The sequence below is a fragment of the Arthrobacter sp. UNC362MFTsu5.1 genome (assembly GCF_000685965.1).
Classification (GTDB): domain Bacteria; phylum Actinomycetota; class Actinomycetes; order Actinomycetales; family Micrococcaceae; genus Arthrobacter.
This window is the reverse complement of sequence record NZ_JMLE01000018.1, coordinates 67019-88491: the sequence shown is the minus strand read 5'-3', so window position 1 is coordinate 88491 and position 21473 is coordinate 67019. Positions and strand designations below refer to the sequence as shown.

Here is a 21473-nt window from a genome sequence, read left to right as displayed (position 1 = left end):
CCGGCACGGGAAAGGCCCGCCTACAACCTAAGATTCTGCTATGCGAAACCTTGTTGCTGACCCGCCCTACCTCACTCTCGGGACCGAATAATGAGCGAAGTGAAGCCTGGCTGGCAGGGTACGACGCAGCACGGCAACGCATCTGATCTATCGCGCTGGCTGGTTCACCTCACTCGTTCTGAAGAAGACCTAGTCTCGATTCTCAAGACCTGCATTATCGAGGCGCGGGTGCCCTACGGAGCTGGGCGGAATTACAGCGAGGTGCGCAATAGGCACCGGTCCGTATGTCTAACGGAGATCCCGCTTCAAGAGCTATCCCGCATGACCTCTAAGCGTCCTTGGGGGATTGTCTTCGACAAGGAACGCCTCCGCGCGAAGTTCAATGCCCAACCTGTTTGGTACGTAAGCGATCCATCCCCTCAGTGGGATGCTCTCGCTACTGCAATGGCGGAAGCCCGCGACAACAAACATTCGCCGATTTGGAAGCTAACACCTTTTGTCGACCGCGTCGGAAGTCTCCAGGGCAGGAATCCAAACGATTGGCGCTGGGAGCGCGAGTGGCGGGTGCTTGGCAATCTGGAGTTTGACCTTGCTGATGTCGCCATGATCGTCGCGGACAGTGATGGGGCGCCAGCCTTTCTTGAAGAGGTTTCGCTCGGTGTGCCTTGGGTGTCTCGTGAAGACTCCAGCATTCGGTGGTCCGGAGGATTTACCCAGGGGTGGGAAGACGAGATTGAGAGCATGCTCGAACGCTTCCACGAACAGTTCCTAAGCGGTGATGCTGCAGGTGTGGTCTGGGACCGCGAATATCAGACAAATTTCTCCATGGTCCCTGTCCTTGAGACCGCTGACGCTATGGACGAAGCATTCGGATACCTAGCTCCTGAGCTTCAGCAGGTACTTGAGGAAACTCTAGACAAAACCAGCACGATATGGTGCCGAATGTACGAGCTGTCGCAGGTTTATGAACAGTCCTAGTCCTTCGATACACGTACACGAGTTGCCTTCGCGGCACTGCGAAAATGGCACGCAAGGGCTGGAAACGGCGGACCAGTGATTTTCAGAAGTCGTCTGCACAAACCATCTTTTTGTTCGAAGTGGCGTGCACCAACCGTCATTTTGACTGAAGTCGCCTGCACGAACCGCTGCCGGCGTTACGGACTATAGGCGTTCGCGACCATCAGGCAGGCGTTCCTGCGGCCGGCGGCTGCGGCGTGAGGCGTCTGAGCACCGGGTCAAGTCGTGTCGGTCCAATCCGTTAGTCTGGCCGAATGGGAAACGGCATGGGGGTATGGCTCGGAGGGGAAGTCGTCGACGAACCTTCAAGTGATCAAAGTTCGGAACGAATCAAATCTTGGCTGGCAGCGTTGCTTGACGGCGAGCATCTGTCGCTATTAACGGGCAATGGCCTAACCACAGGGGTGGCATTCAATGCGGGGCTTGAAGCACCGTCCATGGTTGGAGATTCTGAGTTCGGAAATTTCACCCAACAAGTACTTGAGGACGCGGCTGCGACGTCTGCCCGCATGGGTCGCGGCGACAAGCCAAACATTGAAGACAAGCTGCGCAGCGCCCAGACGGTCCTTGACGGACTCGCCATCATCCAACCGGACCAAAACGAGACCAGCGTCCTGAAGGCCAGTGTCGAAGCACAGTTTGAGCTGCTCTTGAGATCAGTCCTAGATTTCGAGCGTGCCCTCCGTGGTGCAGTCGGTACGGAGAAGTATCAAACGGCGCTCAATTCAGCTGCCCGGTTTCTCCTCGCTTTCGCGGCGCGCCCCGGCGGCCGCGAGCGTCTTAACCTGTTCACCACGAATTACGACAGGCTCCTTGAACATCTATGTGATCAACTAGGCCTGCGGCCGCTTGACCGGTTTGTGGGTGGACTTGAGCCCAAGTTCCGCGCTTCCCGGCTCGACGTCGACATGCACTACAACCCGCCAGGCGCCCGCGGTGAACCACGTTATCTCGAAGGCGTGCTGCATTTGGGCAAACTCCACGGCTCATTAGATTGGAAATGGTCCGAGTCCCAGGGAGTCCATAAAACGATGGTCCCATTCGGGGCGAAGCTTGGCACCTCTCCAAGCCCATGGTCGCAGAACGTCCTGATTTATCCGCGAAGCACCAAGGACATCGAAACTCAGCTGTACCCGTACGCCGAGCTCTTTCGAGATTTCGCCTCGGCTGTATGTCGGCCGCACTCGGTGCTATTTACGTTCGGATATGGCTTCGGTGATTCACATGTCAACCGCATCATCCAGGACATGTTGACCATTCCCTCGACACACGTGGTTGTCTGCAGTTTTGACGCATCTCAATCCATCGACAGTTGTCTCGGGGAGTTCAGCACCAATCCGCAAATTTCAGCGTTCGTAGGACCGCAATACGCAACGATTGATGCCATCGGAAGCTGGCTTCCGAGACTTTCATCAGAACCGCTAGTACGCAGGCAAGGGAACTATCGTTCCACCGTAGATGCGGCAAAACCTTCTTTCGCTGATTCTTCACGAGATGCCAGCGGAGACTCATGAACACGCCCGTCTCTGAAGCTGCGGCCCGTGTCATCGGCCGAGTGGAATCAGTTCGTGCCAGCGAGATCAAAGTACTCCTCGAGACCGAGGCGCCGCAGGCGACGGCATTCGGGCCGAGCATTCAGCGCTTTCCGAGGATTAACGGCTATGTAGTCATCCCTATTGGATCGGGAATGCTGGTCGCAACGGTCACGGCTATTTGGATGGACCCTGCCACCGTGCCCCTGCGTCGAAACCCAGATCAGAGCATCATCGATCTCCCCTATCCCGTTCGCAGGCTTACAGCCAGCCCTATCGGGACGCTCCAGTTCACCTCCGGGGGAGATATTTTGCGACTCAACCGCGGGGTTTCTGCATTCCCGCCTGTTGGCTGCGAGGTCGCACTACCGACCAGCGCCGAGCTTCGAGCGGTGGTTGGAACGGCCGGTCATGGCAGAGTTCACATTGGCACAGCGCCGTTAGCAGACTCGACGAAGGTGTTGGTCGATCCCGATCGCCTATTTGGTCGACACCTGGCTGTCCTCGGCAACACAGGCAGCGGAAAGTCGTGTTCTGTCGCCGGACTCATCCGATGGTCACATGAAGCAGCCAGATCATCCATGAACGACGGTGAATCACCGAACACTCACTTCATCGTCCTAGACCCGAACGGCGAATACGCCCCGGCCTTTAAAGACAACGATCATGTTCGATTGTTTCAAGTATCGCCAGACAATCTTGGACCTGGCGACGGCACCGGTGCCCAGGCAGGCGCAACCGCCAGCCATTTCAATCTGCCAAGCTGGATGTGGAACTCCAAAGAATGGGCAACGTTCACCGGTGCCGCATCAGCCACTCAACGGCCGGCGCTCCACCAGGTTCTAAGACATCTGAGGTCCGGGGCAGCGGCCGCCAATTCGTCCCACCGCTCTCTGTTCTCAAAGCTCCGAGCCTATCGGCAGCTCCTGTGGACAATGATTGAAAACGGTCCGGCCGGGGTCGCGGATTTCCCTGGAAAACAGAACTGCGGCCAGCTTCTTAAGGCAATGGCTGAGGACCTGCAGCCTCATCAAGCGGAGGACGGAAGAATCCTTCCAATAGTCCAGGCCGCTAGGACGCTACATCAATCACACGAATCCGTAAGCAGCGGCCGCACCTACTACTCGGCGTTCTCCGTGCAGTCGCTCACCGAATTCGTGCCGAGAATTGACGCCATCGTCTCAGACCTGGAATCCGACCCGGTCCAGTACGACATCAACATCGACTCTCCGGTCCCGTTCCGGCTGGAGGATATGCCCGGCCAGCTCAACGCATTGCTGACTACTACCGACATGGCAGACAACGCGAAGTATATGTCCGGCCTGACACTTCGAATCCACGAGATCGTGGGAGACCGCCGACTCAAACCCATCATCGCTCCAGACGGTGACAGGGATCTGGCCAAGTGGCTTGAAGAACACATTGGCCTCGTGAACTCGCCCAAAGGACAAATCACGATCATCGATTTGTCGTTGGTGCCATCCGACGTATTGACGCTCAGCATCGCAGCATTTGCCCGCCTCACATTCGAGGCCTTGCAGCGTCTTCGACGGCTCGATCAGGACACGCTACCAGTCGCCATGGTCCTCGAAGAGGCCCATAACTTCATCCGTAGACCCACATCCGAGGACTCCGGAGAACTTTCTGCCGCCGCTCTGTGCCGGGCAACTTTTGAGAAGATTGCCCGCGAAGGTCGCAAGTTCGGGCTTGGCCTTGTTGTTTCTTCTCAACGACCTTCCGAACTCTCGACCACGGTGCTGGCGCAATGCAACACGTTTCTGTTGCATCGCTTGGTAAATGACCGCGATCAAGATCTAGTCCAGCGGATGGTCCCCGATAGCCTGGGGGGCATATTTCAGGAGCTACCGAGCCTGCCGTCACGGCAGGCGATTCTTCTGGGGTGGGCTACCGAGTTGCCGGTTCTGGTGGAAATGCGGGAACTGGCCGAAGGCCATCGTCCACGTTCGTCCGATCCTGAATTCTGGAACTCTTGGATAAGGCAGACGGTCCCAAATACGACCTGGCAGCAAGTCGCCGAGGACTGGCAGAGGCCTTAAAGAATGCCGCACGGTTACGCCCGGGACTGACAGGACCCCCTGCCCCTCTGCATGGACATTATGACGGGGTGATCCCCTGGAGAGGGTGCAGAGGACTTCTGACATTCCATGCAGACGACTTCTGCAATGACAGGACCTAACCTACTGCGCCTGGACTTCGTCAGGTTGAGATCTAAGAACCACGCGCCAAGGGCGTGCAGTAAGCTCCTTTGGACCCTACTCTGACGTCCTTTCCGGCTCTGGCTGACGTCAGATTGGGGTGTAGCTGAGTCCCACTTGTCGGCCGAAATTCCTATTGGAGCAGGAGCGGATGTTGGATTGTCCGCAGCAGCGTTTGGCAACCGTTTCTAGGGCCCATAGCGGAGGAACAGGAAGGTTAGATTCTCAGGGGAGCGAGAAGTCGAAGGGGTCTCCCTTGGTCGGGCCGTCGAGATGGTGGGCTATGGACTGGAATCCGTGGGCGATGTGTTCCTCTGTCGCTCGCGCGACGGCTTCCTCGTCGCCTTGGTGCAACGCCCGGATTAGCTCGCGATGCTCGAGGAAGCTGGCCTCGGCGCGGTCTTTTGAGGTTAGTGTGAGGTCCCAGGGAAAGGCCCGCCACATTGCGTCAATTCGGCTGGTAAGGGCGGGGAGGCCGCAACGCTCGTAGAAGAAGAAGTGAAAGGCTCGATTGAGGTCTCGGGCCATCTGGGGATCGGTGGCGGCTGCGGCCTGCTCGGCAAGATGCTCCGCCTCGGAAAGGTCCCTGCGCGAGAGGTTGAACATAGCGCGGCGCATCGCATAGGTCTCCACCAGCCGACGCATGATGTAGGTGGCCGCCACCTCATCGAAGCTGACGCTGGCTACCCTCATTCCTCGCTTGGGTTCGCCGACCAGGAGGCCCTCGGATTCCAACTGCCGGAGCGCTTCGCGGACGGGAGTGATGCTGGCGCCGAAGTCATCGGCGAGGCGATCCTGCAGGAGCCGGCTGCCGCGCGGCCGCTGTCCCGAAAGGATCTCTCGACGCAACGTCTCGACGATTGCGTCACGTTTGGTAGGTGCGCGCGGGTCCATGACAGCACACACTAGGCGAGAACCCTACTCTTGCTGGAAGTCTGCGGGCAGCTCGCGCGCCGAGCACCGAGAAGGCCACTTGGTGCATGATCATGCGGCAACCGCAACGGCTTAAGAAACATCATGCATTATTTAATGCTGACGACACCGGAATAAGCAAACCTGGCGTGTTGCAGGTATTCAGCCGCCGAGGATCGCCATGGCGGGGCTGCGCATTCAGGGGCGCGAGGAGTCAAGGAGTCTTCCTTGAAGGTCGCACCGAGATTTGGGCGATGAAATCGCGCCACGTGGGCAACGTGTTTCCTCCGCCGGCGCGACGGTTCAGTCTCCGTGGCGCACCCTCTTGGTTCCAGTTTGCAATTGCTCGAGGAAGCTGGCCTCGGCTGGCCCTCCGAGGTCAGCTCCAGGTCGCGGGAAAGGCCGTTAGGGCAGAATTACGGCGTCCGGATCCCATCGCTTCCGCGGCAACTCGATGGCCTCTGAGATGTACCCCAGGAGGTCTACCGTGTCGTAATAGCAGTATGCCCCGGAGCCGTCGCGCCCGTATCCCGTGCCGCCCATAATAACGCGAACACCGAGTGCCTCCATCACAGAAGTGGTGGCTGCAGCATCCGGGATGTGGAAACCCAAGTGATGAATGCCTTCGCCTTTTTCATCGAGCCATTCCTGATAGGGATTGGGGCCGTCCACGGGCTCGATGAACTCAATCTGGGGAACGGCAGAATTGATTGCCAACCGGAATTTGAAGCTGGCAGGGATGCCGCCGATGTGCATGCCGGGAACCCGTGCGGCGTCGTGGGTATAGATTCTCCAAGGGCCCATGGCGCGGTGAGTCTCCAGCGTGCGATTCAAATCCTTCACAACGAATCCGATTTGCGCTACGTCAGTCCCCAGCGCGAGAAGCGCCTGCTGGCCGCCGATTTCTCTCATAGTCCAACATCTGTGGTTGCAGCTGAACGTGCCAGCACTCGTCTGGCCGAGACAGCCAACGCTTCGTCCAGCATTTGGCCGTCCAGGGATACTGCGCCGACGCCTCGGCTGTGTCCCTCGTTCATTGCTGAGAGGATGCGACGAGCTCGGGCGATCTCAGCTGGGGGTGGAGTGTATTCAGTCGTGGCTGTCGAAATCTGGCCTGGGTGGATGACCCAAGTTCCATCGAATCCCAGTGCTGCGGCGTGCTGTAGATGTGCGAGGAACTGGGGTCCTGAATCGACCAGGAGGTAGGGGCCGTCGATTGCATTCAGACCTGTTGCCCGAGCAATGGTCAGCAACTTGTGTTGTGCAGGAAGCCATGTATTGGCTTGAACTGGAGTTCGCGTGCCAAGTGAGGCCGCAAGATCTGCATATCCAAGAATCAGCGACGTTATGCGTCGCGATGCCTTTGCGATTTTCCGCAGGTTGGCAAGTCCTTGTGCCGACTCGATGAGCACTTGGACCTTGAGTGGCTTCTGCCGTGACGCCCCGGCCTCCGCCCCGTCAAGCAAACGGTCGATGAAGTGAACATCCGAACTCGACTCGACCTTGGGAACCACTATTGAGCTGATGCGTGGTTCGGCTACACAGGCGAGTACGTCCTCGAGACACCACTGTGTGCCGGTCTGGTTTATCCGGACCGCTACAGGCTGCGTTTTGCCGACCTGGGATGACAATGCACTGACGAGGATTGAACGAGCCTCGGCCTTCCGGCCTGGCGCGACACCGTCCTCGAGGTCAAATACGATCTCGTCGACGTCAAGGCCAAGCGCCTTTGCGACTTTTCGCTCGTCTGAGGCGGGGACTGACAAACAGCAGCGCTGCGCCGAGGGTGAAGGGCCGGCAGTACTCATGGCATTGACTCGACTTCGTCGAAGGGGTCATCCTCAAGCGGACTGCCGCTGAGCTTCTGAACGAGATCGTGATAGCTCCGTCGAAGGTGCCTGCCAAGCGCCGCACCAGCTTCTGCGCTGTTGCCTTCTTCGATGGCATCCAGGATCGCTGCGTGCTCGTCCACGGCCTTGCAAGCGTCAGGGTCCAGAACTTCATTGGTGTCCCATGGAAACGAGAGCCAGAGTCCGTCAATGGTCTCCACCAGTGACGGAATCCCGCTGCGCTCATAAATGAGGAAGTGGAAGTCGCGGTTGTATTGGCGGACGGCGGCGCTGTCGCCGGCGAGGCCTGCAGCGCGCATCGATTCGATCAGCTCACGCGCCTGTAATATGTTCCGTCTGGAAAAGCGCTGCGTGGCGAGCTGGGTCGCGAAGGATTCGAGCAGACGCCGTGCAACATAGATGCCATCCTGCGCTTCCGGGCTGGTCTCGGAGACGCGGACTCCACGGTGTGGTGCGCTGTCGAGCAAACCTTCCGCCTCCAGCTGCCGCAGCGCTTCTCGCACCGGAGTGATGCTGGTTTTGAATTGTTCGGCGAGGGCGTCCTGGTGGATCCGCGCGCCGCGGGCAAGATGGCCCGATCTGATCATGGAGCGCAACTGATCAGCAATGTGATCCTTCTTCGTCGAACGACCATTGCTTTGCCGGCTACTGCTGCGCATCGTTCTTCCCTCTTCCGGCGCCCGCGATACCGAACGCCAAGTCGCTATCCGCGCCCAGCTGGGCTACAACGTCTTTGGTATGTTCCCCGAGCCTTGGCGGTCGTGTTCCGTGGTCGCGTTCATTTCGGAAGATCCGCTCGGCGATGCCGACATGACGCAATACTGGCCGTCCGTCCGAGGTGGCAGAAGTTTCAACGATCCCGCGGTGTACCACGACTGGGTGGTTGAGCACGTCATGAACGTCGTTGATCTTGGCGTAGGCAAGGTTAGCGGCGTCGAGTGCCGCGAGGATCTCAGCTGAGGAGCTCCGTTTGAAGTGCTCCGCAAGGTGCGCTGCAAGCTCGTCATTGTGCCTGACCCGATCCACATTGGACGAGTATGATCCATGCGCTGCAAGTGCCGGGTCTTTGATAACTTCCAGGCAGAAGCGCTGCCATTCAGCGTCCTGCTCAATGGCAATCAGGATCCGCCTTCCGTCGCTGCATTCGAAGACTCCATACGGGGCGATGGCGTGGTGGCGATCGGGGATTCTCGGATACACGACGCCTGCATTGGCGTAACTGAGGAGCATCGGGCCAAAGAACTCGATTGATACGTCCAACATGGCTACGTCCAGGTATCGGCCCTTGCCCGTACGCTCCCGTTCATGCAACGCACCGAGCACCAGCAGGGCGGCGTATAGCCCCGTGGACACGTCGGAGATTGAGACTCCCACCCGCATCGGCTGCTCCGGTGTTCCTGTAATGCTCATGAGTCCGGCCTCGGCCTGGATCAACATGTCGTACGCCTTCCGGTCCGCAGCAGGACCGCTGGCTCCAAAGCCAGAGATCTGGCAGTTGATCAACCGTGGGTACTTTGAAGCGAGCGTGTCCGAGCAAAGACCAAGGCGCGTCGCGCTGGCGGGCGCCAAATTGTGAATCACCACGTCCGCGCCTGAAAGCAGGGTGTCCAACGTGGCGCGTCCCGATTCCGACTTGAGATCAAGGGCCACGCTCTTCTTGTGCGAGTTGAGCCACCAAAACTGCGCGCTCTCGCCCGCGACATTGTGGTCCCAGTGACGCGCAAAATCGCCGGCGCCCGGGCGTTCGATTTTAATCACCTCCGCGCCGAGCTCACCCAGCATGCGGGTGCTAAGCGGGCCGGCGACCGAATGCTCGATGGCGATCACGCGGATCCCGTGGAGAGGCAAAGTTTCTGGAGAAAAATAATGCATCATGTTGCAAATCATACACATGCTGATAGGATTATGCCCATGATTTCAGAAATTCGATTTGAGCCCCCAACACCGGAATTCGAGTTCGCGGCCGTCTCAGCATGGTTATGCGATGTCGGCGATCGAGTCGCAGCAGGTGACGACATCGTCGAGCTCGAAGCAGAGAAAAGCGTCATCGCGCTTCAAGCCCCAGTGGGGGGAGTGTTGAGCGAGATCGTCGCGGTTGTGGGCGACGAAATAAACGCCGGCGCCCTGGTGGGCGTCATCAAGGCGGACTCATGAACCGCGTCGCCAATGGCGTCGACGAACTGTTGCCGCTTCTTGACCAGATGCTCGTGATTAGAGCGTTCGAGAAGAGAGTGGTGGAGTTGTTCGACCAGAAGCTGGTGCGGGGTTCTGCGCACCCATACATCGGCATGGAAGCCATTGCGGTCGGTATCTGCGCAGCCCTAGGCGAGAATGACTACATCACCTCGACGCATCGCGGTCACGGGCATTGCCTCGCACGTGGGCTGGAGCCGGGACGGATGATGGCCGAGATTCTAGGGCGGGAGGCGGGATACTGCCGGGGCAAAGGAGGCTCGATGCATATCACGGCCATGGAGCACGGGATGTTGGGGGCTGACGGCATTGTTGGCGGATCGCACGGGATTGCGGTTGGCGCAGCGTATGGATCAGTCTTGCTCGGCCAGGATTCGGTGGTGGTCTGCTTCTTCGGCGACGGCGCTGCCAACGAGGGCAGCTTCCATGAGGCGTTGAACCTCGCATCAGTGCTATCTGCGCCGGTGATTTTCGTATGCGAGAACAACCAGTGGGCGCTGTCTACTCCTACACGCTCGACCATGCGGGTGGAAAACATATCGGATCGCGCTGTTTCTTACGCGATCCCTGGCGTGTCTGTGGATGGAAATGATGTTCTGGCTGTCCGGGAAGTCGCGGCCGAGGCTGTAAGCCGTGCCCGACGGGGCGAGGGGCCAACACTGATCGAGGCAAAGAGCTATCGGATGTCCCCGCACTCAGCATTCGCAACGGGCGAGACCAGCACTCCGGAGGAGTTGGCCGAGTGGAGCCTAAAGGACCCCATCAACCGCCTCGTCGACATTCTTCGTGCCAGCGGGGTCGAGGAGGATCGGATTCGGAAGCACAACGAGAATGCCGCGTCGCTCATTGAGGCGGCGACAGAGTTTGCTCTAGAGGCAAGTCCACCGCCGGCGGAGCAGGCTATCCACGATGTTTACGCGCCCGCGGACTGGGCTCGCGAGGGGAGATTGTCATGAAAACGCGAGAGATCACGATGGCTGCCGCGCTCAATGAGGCGCTGCACGAGGAGATGGCCCGCGACGAGTCCGTGTTCATGATCGGTGAAGATATCGGCCGCAATGGTGGACTGTTCAAGGTCAGTGACGGATTGCAGAAGCGCTTCGGGGCCGCCCGTGTGGTCGATTCGCCGATTTCAGAGGCGGCGATCAGTGGAGCGGGGGTGGGGGCCGCGCTGGTCGGCTGTCGACCCGTCGTGGAGCTCCAGCACTTCGATTTCGTCACACTTGCGATGGACCAGATCGTCAATCACGCCGCAAAGTGGCGGTACATGTCCGGAGGGAACGTACGGGTTCCTCTTGTCATCCGCGGCCCAGTCGCGAATGGGGTGGGCCTGGCAGCCCAGCACTCACAGTCGCTCGAATCGTGGTTCGTGCACGTTCCGGGCCTGGTGGTGATTATGCCGTCGAACCCCTATGACGCGAAGGGCCTTCTGAAAGCCGCGATTCGCGATGACAATCCCGTCCTGATGATGGAGAAGAGACTTCTATACACGAAGTCCGGTCCCGTCCCCGAAGAAGAGTACATCGTACCCATTGGCGTCGCTGACGTTAAGCGCACAGGATCAGATGTCACGGTGGTCGGCATCTCCCAGGGCGTGAACCTGGCGCTGCAGGCAGCCCGACAGCTCGAGCGAGAGGGTGTTGACCTCGAGGTAATCGACCCGCGGACCCTGAAGCCTCTCGATATCGACACGATCACTGATTCGGTCAGGAAGACTGGGCGACTTGTGGTGGTGAGCGAGGGTGCGCGGGCCGGAGGATTCGCCAGCGAAGTCGTCGCACGTGTTCTGGACACTGCATATGACGCCCTGAAGGCTGCCCCTGTCCGCGTCACCGCCGCAGATACTCCGATCCCGTACGCCGCACCCCTGGAAAGGGCGGTTCTTCCCGGATTGCAGGATGTGCTCACGGCGATCACAGCCGTCATGCCGAATAAGACAAAGGTAGGGTCTGTATGAAACTGGCCAAGCAGCAGCAAATGATCATCGGGAACAGCAGACTCAACGCGGAAGCGGGCGAAACGCTGGAGACAGTTGATCCGGCCACCGGTAAGGTCCTCGCGGAGTTCCCGAGAGGCCGGGAAGTTGACGTCGATGCCGCCGTCAAAGCAGCCCGATCGGCGCAATGTGACTGGGTACGGCGAACCCCCGTTGAACGGTCGCGAACGCTCCTCGAAATCGCTCGCGCGGTGGAGGCGAACTCGGAAGAGCTGGCATGGATCGAATCTGTCGACACAGGCAAGCCACTCACCCAAGCCAGGGCCGACGTGCGGACCGCCGCCCGCTACTTCGAGTTCTATGGAGGACTCGCAGACAAGCTCGGGGGCATCACTGTGCCGCTGGGAGACGAGTACGTCGATTACACCACCCGGGAGCCGGTGGGTGTCTCGGGGCAGATCGTACCCTGGAACTACCCCCTTCAGATTGGTGCCCGCGGCATTGCGCCGGCCCTAGCGGCGGGTAACTCCGTGGTGGTGAAACCAGCAGAAGGAGCACCTCTTTCGCTTCTCCGTCTCGCAGAGATCGCCCAAGACGCTGGCCTCGCACCGGGCCTGTTGAATGTCGTTACTGGCCTGGGATCGGAAGCGGGTGCTGCCCTTGCTGGACATCCGGGCATTGATCAGGTGACCTTCACGGGTTCGGTCCAAGCTGGGACTCTTGTGATGCAGGCAGCTGCGACGAACATCAATCCAGTGACGCTGGAACTCGGCGGTAAGTGCCCGAACCTGGTCTTTGAAGACGCCGACCTCGATGCAGCGGTCCCCGTTCTCGTGAGTGCCCTGATACAGAACGCGGGACAGACATGTTCGGCGGCCACAAGGCTGATCGTGGCTCGGGAACTTTACGAACCGCTCATCGAGCGTCTGCGTCACCGGCTTGAGCAACTCAAGCTTGGACCCGGGGTGGACGATCCTGACATGGGGCCGATGATCTCAGCATCGCAGCTGAAAAAGGTTGCGGAACAAGTCCAGGCGGCCCGAGCAGACGGAGCAACGGTCTTTGGCGGTGAGATTGCGCCTGAGTCAGAACAACATGGCGGCAACTTCTACCTCCCGACCATCATCTCCAACGTTGACCCCAGCGCACCGGTCGCCAAGGAGGAGCTCTTTGGCCCGGTTCTCGTGGTTCTCCCATTCGAAGATGATGAAGAGGCCGTACGGCTAGCGAACGGCACCGACTACGGCCTGGTCTGCGGCGTGTGGACCAATGATGTTAAAAGAGCACACCGTGTGGCGCGCGATCTCCACGCCGGGCAGGTATACATCAACGGATACGGTGCCGCGGGCGGGGTCGAAATCCCCTTTGGCGGACTGAAGAAGAGCGGTTTCGGACGCGAAAAGGGTATCGAAGGTCTCAATTCCTACCTCCAGACAAAGAATGTGTGCGTGCGACTGTGAGGGCTCCCGACTCCACGGAGTCCTCCGCCGCCTCCCCTGTAGAGAAAGAGAAACGCGCGCCGGTAACCGGTGAGACAGCGACTTTAGTTCGGCCTTCCCGCGCACAACAGTTCATCGCGCGGAGGATGGTCCAGGCGCACAGCGAGATTCCATCGTTTAATGTCACTGCCAAAATCGAGATGAGCGGGGTCAATGAGCTACGGCTTCGCCTAAAGCAGACAGCTCAATCGCCGGTCCCCTCAGTAACGGACATCATCGTTGGCGCCACGGCACGTACGTTGCGCGCGTTCCCGATGTTCAACAGCTCGTACGCCGAGGAACAATTCGTGCTCCATGAGCGAGTGAACATCGGCATCGCGGTCGCTCTGAGCGACCTTCTCGTGGTGCCCACGGTGTTCGACGCCGACCGGTTGACGTTGGACGAAATTGCCCTCACAACGGTGCAATTGGTCCAGGGCGCAAGGGCGAGGACCCTTAAGCCCGCGGAACTCGGCGGCGGGACTTTCACCATCTCGAATCTCGGCATGTTCGGCATCGAGTCGTTCACCCCGATCGTAAATCCCCCTCAGGCCGCAATACTTGGGGTCGGGAGGACGGCCGAGAACTTGTCGCTCGAAGACGGTGTCCTGGTCCAGCGTCCCAGGGCCTTGTTCAGTTTGAGCTGCGACCATCGGCTCGTGTACGGCGCAGATGCGGCAAGATTCCTGCAGCACCTCGGCGAGGTGCTGCAGGAGCCCGAGCAACTATTGGACGCCCCCCAGAAGACGCAGGAGGAATCGAATGAGTGAACGTGTCGCGATCGTGACAGGAAGCGCAAGCGGACTCGGACTGGCTACGGCGAGCCGCCTGCACGATTCCGGTTACAACGTGGTGATAGCCGATTATTCAGCGGAGCGGACGGAAGAAGCAGTTTCGTCCTTCGGCTCGGATGCCCGGGTTGCGGGCTTCCACACGGATGTTGCTAATACGCGTTCCGTTGAAGCGCTGCTTGCCTTTACCCGGGAACGGTTCGGCCGGCTGGACGTTCTCGTGAACAACGCCGGATTTGCCGAACCCATGCCTACGCACCTGATCGAGGATGCGTCGTGGAGCAGGATGCTCGACGTCCACTTGGGTGGAACGATGCGCTGCTCGCGAGCGGCATACCCGCTCCTCATTGAGTCCGATGCACCATCAATCATCAATCTGGCATCGATTGCCGCGTACATAGGAATTCCAGGTCGAGCCGCGTATTCGGCGGCGAAGGCTGGTATAGAAGGTCTCACCCGCGCGCTGGCAGTGGAATGGGCGCAGTTCGGCATACGTGTCAACGCGGTGGCACCAGGGTTTATCTCGACGCCGCTGATGGCAGATCTCGTGAAGGATGGGCTGAGAAGCGAAGCAGCGATGGCTGGAAGCGTTCCGCTCGCCCGACTGGGTTTGCCCGAGGAAGTCGCTTCGGTGGTCGAGTTCCTCGCGGGCCCAGCTTCGAGCTATGTCACCGGCCAGACCATTGTCATAGACGGCGGCTTGACAATCGACGGTCGTGAGCGCAGCGCAAATCCGGCCACAGCAGCGGTCATCCGATCCGGTGATACCGCGTGACCGGGAGTGTGCGCGGGTCCGCCCCCGCGAACTGCGAGGCAAATGCCAGCTCTGATCCATCCCGGTCCTACGTCCTTTTCGCCCAGGACGTCCGCGTCCACGACTGGAGGGTGCTGCGCCCTGGCGACCGGATTCTGGTCGAGGAGCTGTCCGGCCATCAGCTAGTGGGGGTCGTCGACGAAGTATCGGGTACAGGTGACGTTCTCTGGATCCGATACTCCGGGCTGAACTCCAGAAGGCTGGTCCATGCGGCGGAAATAGCAGGAATCACATGCCGTGCGGACCAGTTCGAGCCGCCCAGACTAGCGACACTGCTTACCAATTCTGCTTTGTCTTTCTTGAGCTAAAAAGCACTGACCGGCGGTTGCATTCGAAGGGGCCGCACCGTGGTCCAAGGGCGAACCATGATGGTGTCGGAATCAGCGCCGCGGTTCTTGCTGTAAACGCGTGGGGCCCTCGTGGCGGCGGCCCCGTCCGGGAGCCTGCGAGGCGCGGACCTGAGGCCAGTCACGATTCGGTTCGCCGCATACGGTGCCCCGGATCTGGAAGACGGCTCCCCGGCTCCGGCCAGCAGATGCGATTGAAGCGGCCAGTGACCGTTACATCTCCTTCGAATTCCACTGCTCCGAGAGCTGCTCAAGAGCAAACGACTTCTCGGCTGCGCCCTGGCGACCGCCGCAGATTTCTGATCGGCGATGCCCTACCCCAAGCGGCACATCTTCCGTTGCCCTACCCTACAGCGTTACCTTCGACATAGAACTGAGGGAATATGTTTACTGAACCATCGGGCCAAGATTTATCCCAGGCCCCGGTCACACCCCAGATAGATAACCACCACCAAGCACGGCATCTTAGAAAAGTTGCCACTTCGGTCGTCTTGGGCACCACCATCGAGTGGTATGACTTCATGCTCTACGGTGCCGCGGCTGCCACAGTTTTTGGCCCTTTGTTCTTCCCAGGGGCCGATCCCGTAGCTTCAATCCTCTTGTCCTTCTCGACATTCGCCGTGGGCTTTGCTGCCAGGCCGCTTGGCGGCATCATTTTTGGCCATTTCGGAGATATCCTCGGCAGGAAAAAGATGCTCGTCCTGTCGCTGACCCTCATGGGTGTAGCGACCGTATGTATGGGTTTGATCCCGGACTACAGCACTATCGGGGCATGGGCCCCAATACTGCTCGTGACATTGCGGCTAATTCAAGGCTTCGGCGTCGGCGGAGAGTGGGGGGGCGCCGTGTTGACCGCCATTGAACACGCCCCGCCTAACAAGCGAGGGCTGTTCGGTAGCCTGCCTCAAATCGGGGTTCCTGCTGGCTTGGTACTTTCGACACTGGCGTTCCTGGCAGTATCACAGCTACCCGAGGACCAGTTCTTGTCCTGGGGTTGGCGCATACCCTTCGTCGCTAGTGCAATCCTCGTCGCCGTTGGCATGTATATCCGCGTGTCCTTGGAGGAAACCCCGGATTTCAAATCCGTACAGAAATCCGGTCACGCCTCCAAAATTCCGGCTTTAGACGCAATCCGGCGGTACCCGGCGCAGATTCTACTTGCAATCGTGGCCGTGATGGGTTCAGGAATCTACTTCTACAGCATCACTACCTACTCGATTTCGTACGCTACGACCGCAGGCGTGCTTTCACGCAGCGATATGCTCCTCGCGCTACTGATTTCATCCGCCGTCATGATCTTTGCCCTACCGCTCTTCGGTCAGCTAAGCCAGAAACAAGGAGCCCGTCCATTTGTTGTTTGGGGGTTGCTCCTGCTTGGCATCTGGATCTTCCCGGTCTTCGGCGCTATAAATACTGGAAATCTTGGTTTGACCATATTGGCATTCGTCGGCCACGCCATCATTTTCGCGGTCTCCTACGGAGCCTTGTCCACGTTTGTAGCGGAGATCTTCCCCGCCGAGATCCGCTATAGCGGTTCCTCGATTGCTTTCCAGGCCGGCGTCTTGTTGGGAGGAGCTATAGCGCCCCTGCTGGCTACCTCACTTGTCAAACTGACCGGGACCGTTCTCTCCGTCTGCATTTACGCGGCCGTTTTCGCTGTCATAGGCGCTATCGCCGCAGCCGCAATAAGTCGGCGCAAGAATGCTGACAGGACCTAATCAACCTCGGCAAGGAACAGAATCGCTTCCTGTGGCATCTGACCTAACGAACGGCCAGTATTGCTTGAGGTTCCGGAGCCGGATAAAAGTTGATCCTCCTGCAGGGGTCATACGAAGACCCGATCGACAGGAGTCTGCGTCATCGTCCAGGGAGATAATTCGTCTCGCTCGACCCTAACGACGGATTCCGTATCTTCCCTCGTCTGATAGTGACGCGGACGAGGGAACGGCAGGGCCGTTTGGGTTCCTGTGAATGGCGGAGCCGTTCCCTGACCTGTTTTAGGGAGAGCCGGAGTGAACCGCTTCCTCCCTGGCCGCTGAGCGCCGAGATTGTCCTAGTCCCGTTGTAAAGGTGGGCCGGCGCGCGCACCAAATTCTGCTAGTAAAGCCGGGCCGCCCCTCATCGAAGGAGCCCTTCCTGCATCTCGATTTCGGCGTTCACGTCCCGGAAGGAATCTCGTCATCAACCACCAGTACCATCTTCGCCGGCAGGCCAGGGTGTGGCCTCGAGCTCAACGCCGGGCTTATCGAGTCCGCCCTCTGGGAGGGGCATCACAGATCTGCAACCTATCGCCTTCGGCCCTTGAAAAAGACTGTCACCGCTATCGGCTCAGCCACTTTGTGGTGGCTATGGGGGTCCGTTGAAATCGATGATTGACACCGTATAGCAGGAAAAGTATCCTTCTAGCAAGGAATGCATTATTTGCCCAACTCGGGTACTTTGCTGGCTTTAATATTTCAGCGGCGGACTGTTGCCCGCACGTGAGTCGTTCGCGGCGAACACGTCTGAACCCTCATCCGCTTCGCACAGAGCGCGGACGGACCCGGAAGGTCGCAATGAGGCGGCCCTCATGAAAGGTGATTGACAAATGCCTAACAACAACACCCTGCAAGGCGAGGACTCCGCCTCCGCTCCGCAGAACGTCAACCGGGCAACAGTGCTCCGGGCGCTGCTGGGCGGAGCTGTTGCCGTGCCGCTGCTGGTGGGTTGCACAACGCGTGGCGATAACGTGGCGGCGTCCCCGGCGATTTCGAGCAACTCCGATGTGAAGGCGGCCCTCGGGAACTCGTTCAAGGGCAAAACCATCGGTGTCGTTTTTTTCACCCTGTTAGACGAGAACGAGGTCAGCATCCAGAAATGGCTGGATCAGGCCGCTCAGGACGCGGGATTGAATTGGAACTTCATCGCCGTCGACGCAAAGGGGGACCAGTCCCAGGCGCAGACAGCCATGTCGTCGTTCATCACCCGCAAAGTCGACGCCATTGTGGTGGTGGTCGTGCCGGCGATCTTCATCAACGCACAGCTCGAGCAAGCCCAGGCCGCGGGCATCCCGGTCGTGGGCAACCTGATGTTTGCCCAGTTCGACCCCACCATCGCCGTTGATTACGGCCCGCTGCTCGACCACGACGCGCTTTTGCTGACGCACTACCTGATGGCTGACCAAAAGAACCGCAGGGGTGGAGCCCCAATCAAGGTCGGGGTCCTCGACGCGCCAGTCTCGGATGCACTCGTCCCGGGGCGTAGCGTCTTCGAGACCCTGATCGGCATTGACAAGCAGTTCGAGATCGTGGCGCGTGACTACGCAGTCAGCGGCACAAACACCGTCCAAGACTCTACGACGCGCGCTCAGGGAATGGTCCAGGCCAATCCCGACATCAACGCGATCTTTTGCAACTACCCGCCCATCGCTGTACCCGCAGCCAGCGGCATCGAACAGCTCGGTAAGAAGGACGTTCAGGTCTATGGCCGCATCGCCCAGAGCGCCAGTGTCGAGGCAATCCGCAATGGCAACAGTCCGTTGGTAGCCACGAGCTGGGTCGACTGGCCGTATCAGAGCTACACCATCATCGAGCAGGTCCTCACGGTCCTGAAAGGTGAGAAGCCGAACAGGCTTCTATCTTTGACCCGTCCAGTTCCCGACGTCATTTTCGATGCCTCGAATGTCAACGAGCAGGTTCCCAAGGGCGCCAAGGCGGCTGACTGGATGTTCGCCGGCGGCGCCTACCGCTCACAGTTCATCGCACGTTGGAATGAGGTCTTCGCATGAGCACCGAAATGACAGACGCTCGGATCCCAGCGTCAGCTCAAGCCAACCAAGGCGACGCTCCTAAGAAGTCCAACACCTCCTCTGCTGCAGCCGGGCTCGAACGGCGAGAGCGTCGTCGCCGCCTTCTCGGCCAGATCGGCGTCCCCGTCGTCCTGGTCCTGCTCGTCATCGTCTTCTCGGTGATCGCACCCAACTTCCTGACGCTGGCGAATTTCAAGACAATCGCCAGTGATGCGGCGCTACCGGCTATCGTCGCAATCGGGCTCACCCTCTGCCTGGCAGCAGGCGAGTTCGACCTTTCACTGAACGGCGTGATCGGCCTCGCAACGGTTGCAACGGCACAGTTGCTGTCCCCGATGAACCTCATCACGATCGAGGCGATTCTCATCGTCGCTGTGGCCGGGCTGCTCATCGGAGCCTTGAACGGAGTCCTGGTCGGCTACTTCGGCCTGCCAGCGCTCATCGTGACCATCGCTGTAGGCGCGATCCTCAATGGCGGGCAGTACGTGGTGACGAACAGCCAACAGATCTATGGAGGCTTCCCGGATGATCTGGTCGCCTTCTGCCGCGGGTCCATGGGGCCGGTGCCAAACCTGGCAATCATCGCCGTGGCCGTGGCAGCCCTGGCGTGGCTGACTTTGGAGCGGTCTACGCTCGGGCGCCACGTGCGCGCTGTGGGCGGCAATCCCGTGGCCGCTCGAATCGCGGGCATCAACACCGCTCGGGTCAAGCTGTGGGTCTTCATGATCTCGGCGATGCTGGCAACCCTCGCGGGCTTCCTGTTCGCTGGCAAGCAGACCACCGCGTACCCCCTCTCGGGGCTGGATGTGCTGTTGCCGTCTTTCGCCGCCTGCTTCATCGGCGCCGCGATGTTCAAAGTCGGTGAGTTCAACGTGCCGGGCACGCTCGTCGGTGTGGCAATCGCAACGATCACCTCGAACGGGCTGATTCTGATGTCTGTTCCGGCCTACACGTCGTTCTTCTTCCAGGGCGCGATACTCCTTGCGGCAATCCTGTTCGCCCGGGTCGTCTCAACGAAGAAGTCCCTCACATGACCGAGACGGCAACGGCCCCGGCGCTGGAGGTCCGGTCGGTTACTCAGTATTACCCTGGAGTCCAGGCCCTTACCGACATCACGTTCTCGCTTGCACCCGGCGAAATCGTGGGTCTGGTCGGGCACAACGGAGCGGGTAAGTCGACACTCACCCGAATACTCGCCGGAGTCGAGAAGCCGGTATCCGGTCAAGTATTCATAGGTGCTGGGCCCGTGGAGTTCTCCCGCCCCAGTGAGGCCTTGGACGCCGGAATCGCAATGGTTCCGCAGCAGTTGAACCTCGTGCCGCTGATGTCAGTGGAAGACAACATCACGCTCGGCGTGAAGGGCCGGCGGCGTGACGTCGTCTCCCGGGCAGCGAAGGTTGCGGAAACTCTCGGCATCGTCAACATATTGGGAAGGCGCGCCGGTGAGTGCGGAGCATCAGTGCAACGCCTCGTGATGATCGCACGAGCACTGCTGCGCTCTCCTTCGCTGGTACTGCTCGACGAGCCCACAGCCGCACTGCACCCGAGCGAGGTCGATCGCGTATTCCGCGCGATAGAGCGAATGCGCGAGGAGGGCGTGACCGTCGTTTTCATTTCGCACCGCCTGGAGGAAGTCCTCAGCTTCTGCACACGTGTCATCGTCCTGCGCCAAGGCCGGATCGTTGCAGACCGCGAGAGCACCACCCTGGGCAAAGAAGAGCTTGGTGAGCTGATCGCCGGTCGCAAGCTGGACGGGGTTTACCGCAAGGCATCTTCCTCCGATTCTCACGCCGAGCCGGTGCTGACGGTGACAGGTCTCGCCGTCCCCCCAACAGTCTCGGACTTTGCGCTCCAGCTCCACGCCGGCGAGGTGGTCGGTGTCGCAGGCCTGGTCGGAGCAGGCATGAGTGAAGTCCTCGAGTGTTTGGCGGGGCTGCACCCACGGCACGAGGGGACAGTCAAGATGGAGGACAAGAAACTATCCCTGCGTTCCCGACAGGCCTCGATTAAGGCCGGCATCGCCTACATCCCCGATGATCGGGCTCACAACAGCATCATCGGGAACCTAACAGTGGCCACAACCGCGACGCTCGTGAACGACCGTGAGCATCGCCTACACAGGAATATTCCCATCGTTCTGGCTAAGCGCGAACAGAGCGCAGTGGACGTCGTCCTCAGCAAGCTGGACATCAGGCCGAAGCTGGTTGCAGGCAACCGCATCAGCACCCTGAGTGGAGGCAACCAGCAGAAAGTGCTCATAGCGCGTGCGCTCATGTCTGGAGCGCGCATTTTTGCCATCAACGAGCCAACGGAGGGGGTTGACGTAGCTGCTAAACGTGACATCCATGCCCGCATTCGCGAGATGGCGGCCGCCGGCGGGGCGGTCCTGGTCGCGAGCTCAGAGCCCGACGAGCTCGCCGAACTGTGCGACCGAGTGATTGTCATGTACGAGGGGAAGCCGATCATCGAACTGGCGGGCGAGGCAGCAACCAAGGAAGACATAACCAAGGCCAGTCTTATCGGTCGAACTACGCAAGACGAAGCATAATTTTTCACAACGGCAAGCACGACCACAAGGAAGCGGTCGGGCAGAAGGCAGG

General features: G+C 59.6%; 18 protein-coding genes. 13 read left to right on the top strand and 5 right to left on the bottom strand.

Annotated elements, in window-relative coordinates:
* The first annotated feature begins 90 nt into the window (after positions 1 to 90).
* The 3 genes from BS38_RS26810 to BS38_RS25465 all read left to right on the top strand — a co-directional run bounded on the left by BS38_RS26810 (position 91) and on the right by BS38_RS25465 (position 4606).
* On the top strand, positions 91 to 978 hold the full coding sequence (locus tag BS38_RS26810) for a hypothetical protein (RefSeq protein WP_231511290.1): 888 nt from the start codon (positions 91 to 93) through the stop codon (positions 976 to 978).
* A gap of 293 nt (positions 979 to 1271) precedes the next feature.
* The gene (locus BS38_RS26805; protein WP_231511289.1) at positions 1272 to 2531 is read left to right on the top strand and encodes an SIR2 family protein; all 1260 of its coding nucleotides are present in this window, start codon (positions 1272 to 1274) and stop codon (positions 2529 to 2531) included.
* Positions 2528 to 4606: an ATP-binding protein gene (locus BS38_RS25465; protein WP_043438977.1), complete on the top strand. Its 2079-nt coding sequence runs from the start codon at positions 2528 to 2530 to the stop codon at positions 4604 to 4606. The genes BS38_RS26805 and BS38_RS25465 overlap by 4 nt, the downstream gene beginning before the upstream one ends.
* 384 nt (positions 4607 to 4990) lie before the next feature.
* Here BS38_RS25465 and BS38_RS25460 read toward each other — a convergent pair whose 3' ends face one another.
* The 5 genes from BS38_RS25460 to BS38_RS25450 all read right to left on the bottom strand — a co-directional run bounded on the left by BS38_RS25460 (position 4991) and on the right by BS38_RS25450 (position 9402).
* Positions 4991 to 5659, bottom strand: coding sequence for a GntR family transcriptional regulator (locus tag BS38_RS25460; RefSeq protein WP_051628980.1), 669 nt, complete (start codon positions 5657 to 5659; stop codon positions 4991 to 4993).
* 423 nt (positions 5660 to 6082) lie between these two features.
* Entirely contained in the window at positions 6083 to 6589 is a 507-nt protein-coding gene (locus BS38_RS0116585) for a VOC family protein (protein WP_051628979.1), read from the bottom strand.
* A complete protein-coding gene (locus BS38_RS26800; protein ID WP_081818941.1) occupies positions 6586 to 7485 on the bottom strand; it encodes an HpcH/HpaI aldolase/citrate lyase family protein in 900 nt (299 codons plus the stop codon). Before BS38_RS26800 ends, BS38_RS0116585 begins: the two co-directional genes overlap by 4 nt.
* Positions 7482 to 8186 (bottom strand): GntR family transcriptional regulator, encoded by a 705-nt coding sequence (locus tag BS38_RS26510; RefSeq protein ID WP_081818940.1) that lies wholly within the window; start codon positions 8184 to 8186, stop codon positions 7482 to 7484. The genes BS38_RS26800 and BS38_RS26510 overlap by 4 nt, the downstream gene beginning before the upstream one ends.
* Positions 8173 to 9402, bottom strand: a complete 1230-nt coding sequence (locus BS38_RS25450; protein WP_051628977.1) for a CaiB/BaiF CoA transferase family protein — start codon at positions 9400 to 9402, stop codon at positions 8173 to 8175. The genes BS38_RS26510 and BS38_RS25450 overlap by 14 nt, the downstream gene beginning before the upstream one ends.
* Before the next feature lie 36 nt (positions 9403 to 9438).
* Between BS38_RS25450 and BS38_RS0116570 the strand changes: the two genes are divergently transcribed.
* The 10 genes from BS38_RS0116570 (at position 9439) to BS38_RS0116525 (ending at position 21421) form a co-directional block, all read left to right on the top strand.
* Positions 9439 to 9681 carry a lipoyl domain-containing protein gene (locus tag BS38_RS0116570; protein WP_028271820.1) on the top strand — a complete coding sequence of 81 codons (243 nt, stop codon included), beginning with the start codon at positions 9439 to 9441 and terminating at the stop codon, positions 9679 to 9681.
* On the top strand, positions 9678 to 10676 hold the full coding sequence (locus tag BS38_RS0116565) for a thiamine pyrophosphate-dependent dehydrogenase E1 component subunit alpha (RefSeq protein WP_028271819.1): 999 nt from the start codon (positions 9678 to 9680) through the stop codon (positions 10674 to 10676). The genes BS38_RS0116570 and BS38_RS0116565 overlap by 4 nt, the downstream gene beginning before the upstream one ends.
* On the top strand, positions 10673 to 11677 hold the full coding sequence (locus BS38_RS0116560) for an alpha-ketoacid dehydrogenase subunit beta (protein WP_028271818.1): 1005 nt from the start codon (positions 10673 to 10675) through the stop codon (positions 11675 to 11677). The genes BS38_RS0116565 and BS38_RS0116560 overlap by 4 nt, the downstream gene beginning before the upstream one ends.
* Entirely contained in the window at positions 11674 to 13116 is a 1443-nt protein-coding gene (locus tag BS38_RS0116555) for an aldehyde dehydrogenase family protein (RefSeq protein WP_051628976.1), read from the top strand. The genes BS38_RS0116560 and BS38_RS0116555 overlap by 4 nt, the downstream gene beginning before the upstream one ends.
* A complete protein-coding gene (locus tag BS38_RS25445) occupies positions 13101 to 13904 on the top strand; it encodes a dihydrolipoamide acetyltransferase family protein (RefSeq protein WP_331280055.1) in 804 nt (267 codons plus the stop codon). The genes BS38_RS0116555 and BS38_RS25445 overlap by 16 nt, the downstream gene beginning before the upstream one ends.
* Positions 13897 to 14700: an SDR family NAD(P)-dependent oxidoreductase gene (locus tag BS38_RS25440; RefSeq protein WP_043438975.1), complete on the top strand. Its 804-nt coding sequence runs from the start codon at positions 13897 to 13899 to the stop codon at positions 14698 to 14700. The genes BS38_RS25445 and BS38_RS25440 overlap by 8 nt, the downstream gene beginning before the upstream one ends.
* A 769-nt stretch (positions 14701 to 15469) precedes the next feature.
* On the top strand, positions 15470 to 16804 hold the full coding sequence (locus tag BS38_RS0116540; RefSeq protein ID WP_081818937.1) for an MFS transporter: 1335 nt from the start codon (positions 15470 to 15472) through the stop codon (positions 16802 to 16804).
* Positions 16805 to 17673: 869 nt separating this feature from the next.
* Positions 17674 to 18852 carry a sugar ABC transporter substrate-binding protein gene (locus BS38_RS0116535; protein WP_028271815.1) on the top strand — a complete coding sequence of 393 codons (1179 nt, stop codon included), beginning with the start codon at positions 17674 to 17676 and terminating at the stop codon, positions 18850 to 18852.
* Positions 18849 to 19907 (top strand): ABC transporter permease, encoded by a 1059-nt coding sequence (locus BS38_RS0116530; RefSeq protein WP_028271814.1) that lies wholly within the window; start codon positions 18849 to 18851, stop codon positions 19905 to 19907. Before BS38_RS0116535 ends, BS38_RS0116530 begins: the two co-directional genes overlap by 4 nt.
* The gene (locus BS38_RS0116525) at positions 19904 to 21421 is read left to right on the top strand and encodes a sugar ABC transporter ATP-binding protein (protein ID WP_028271813.1); all 1518 of its coding nucleotides are present in this window, start codon (positions 19904 to 19906) and stop codon (positions 21419 to 21421) included. Before BS38_RS0116530 ends, BS38_RS0116525 begins: the two co-directional genes overlap by 4 nt.
* Positions 21422 to 21473: the final 52 nt, after the last annotated feature.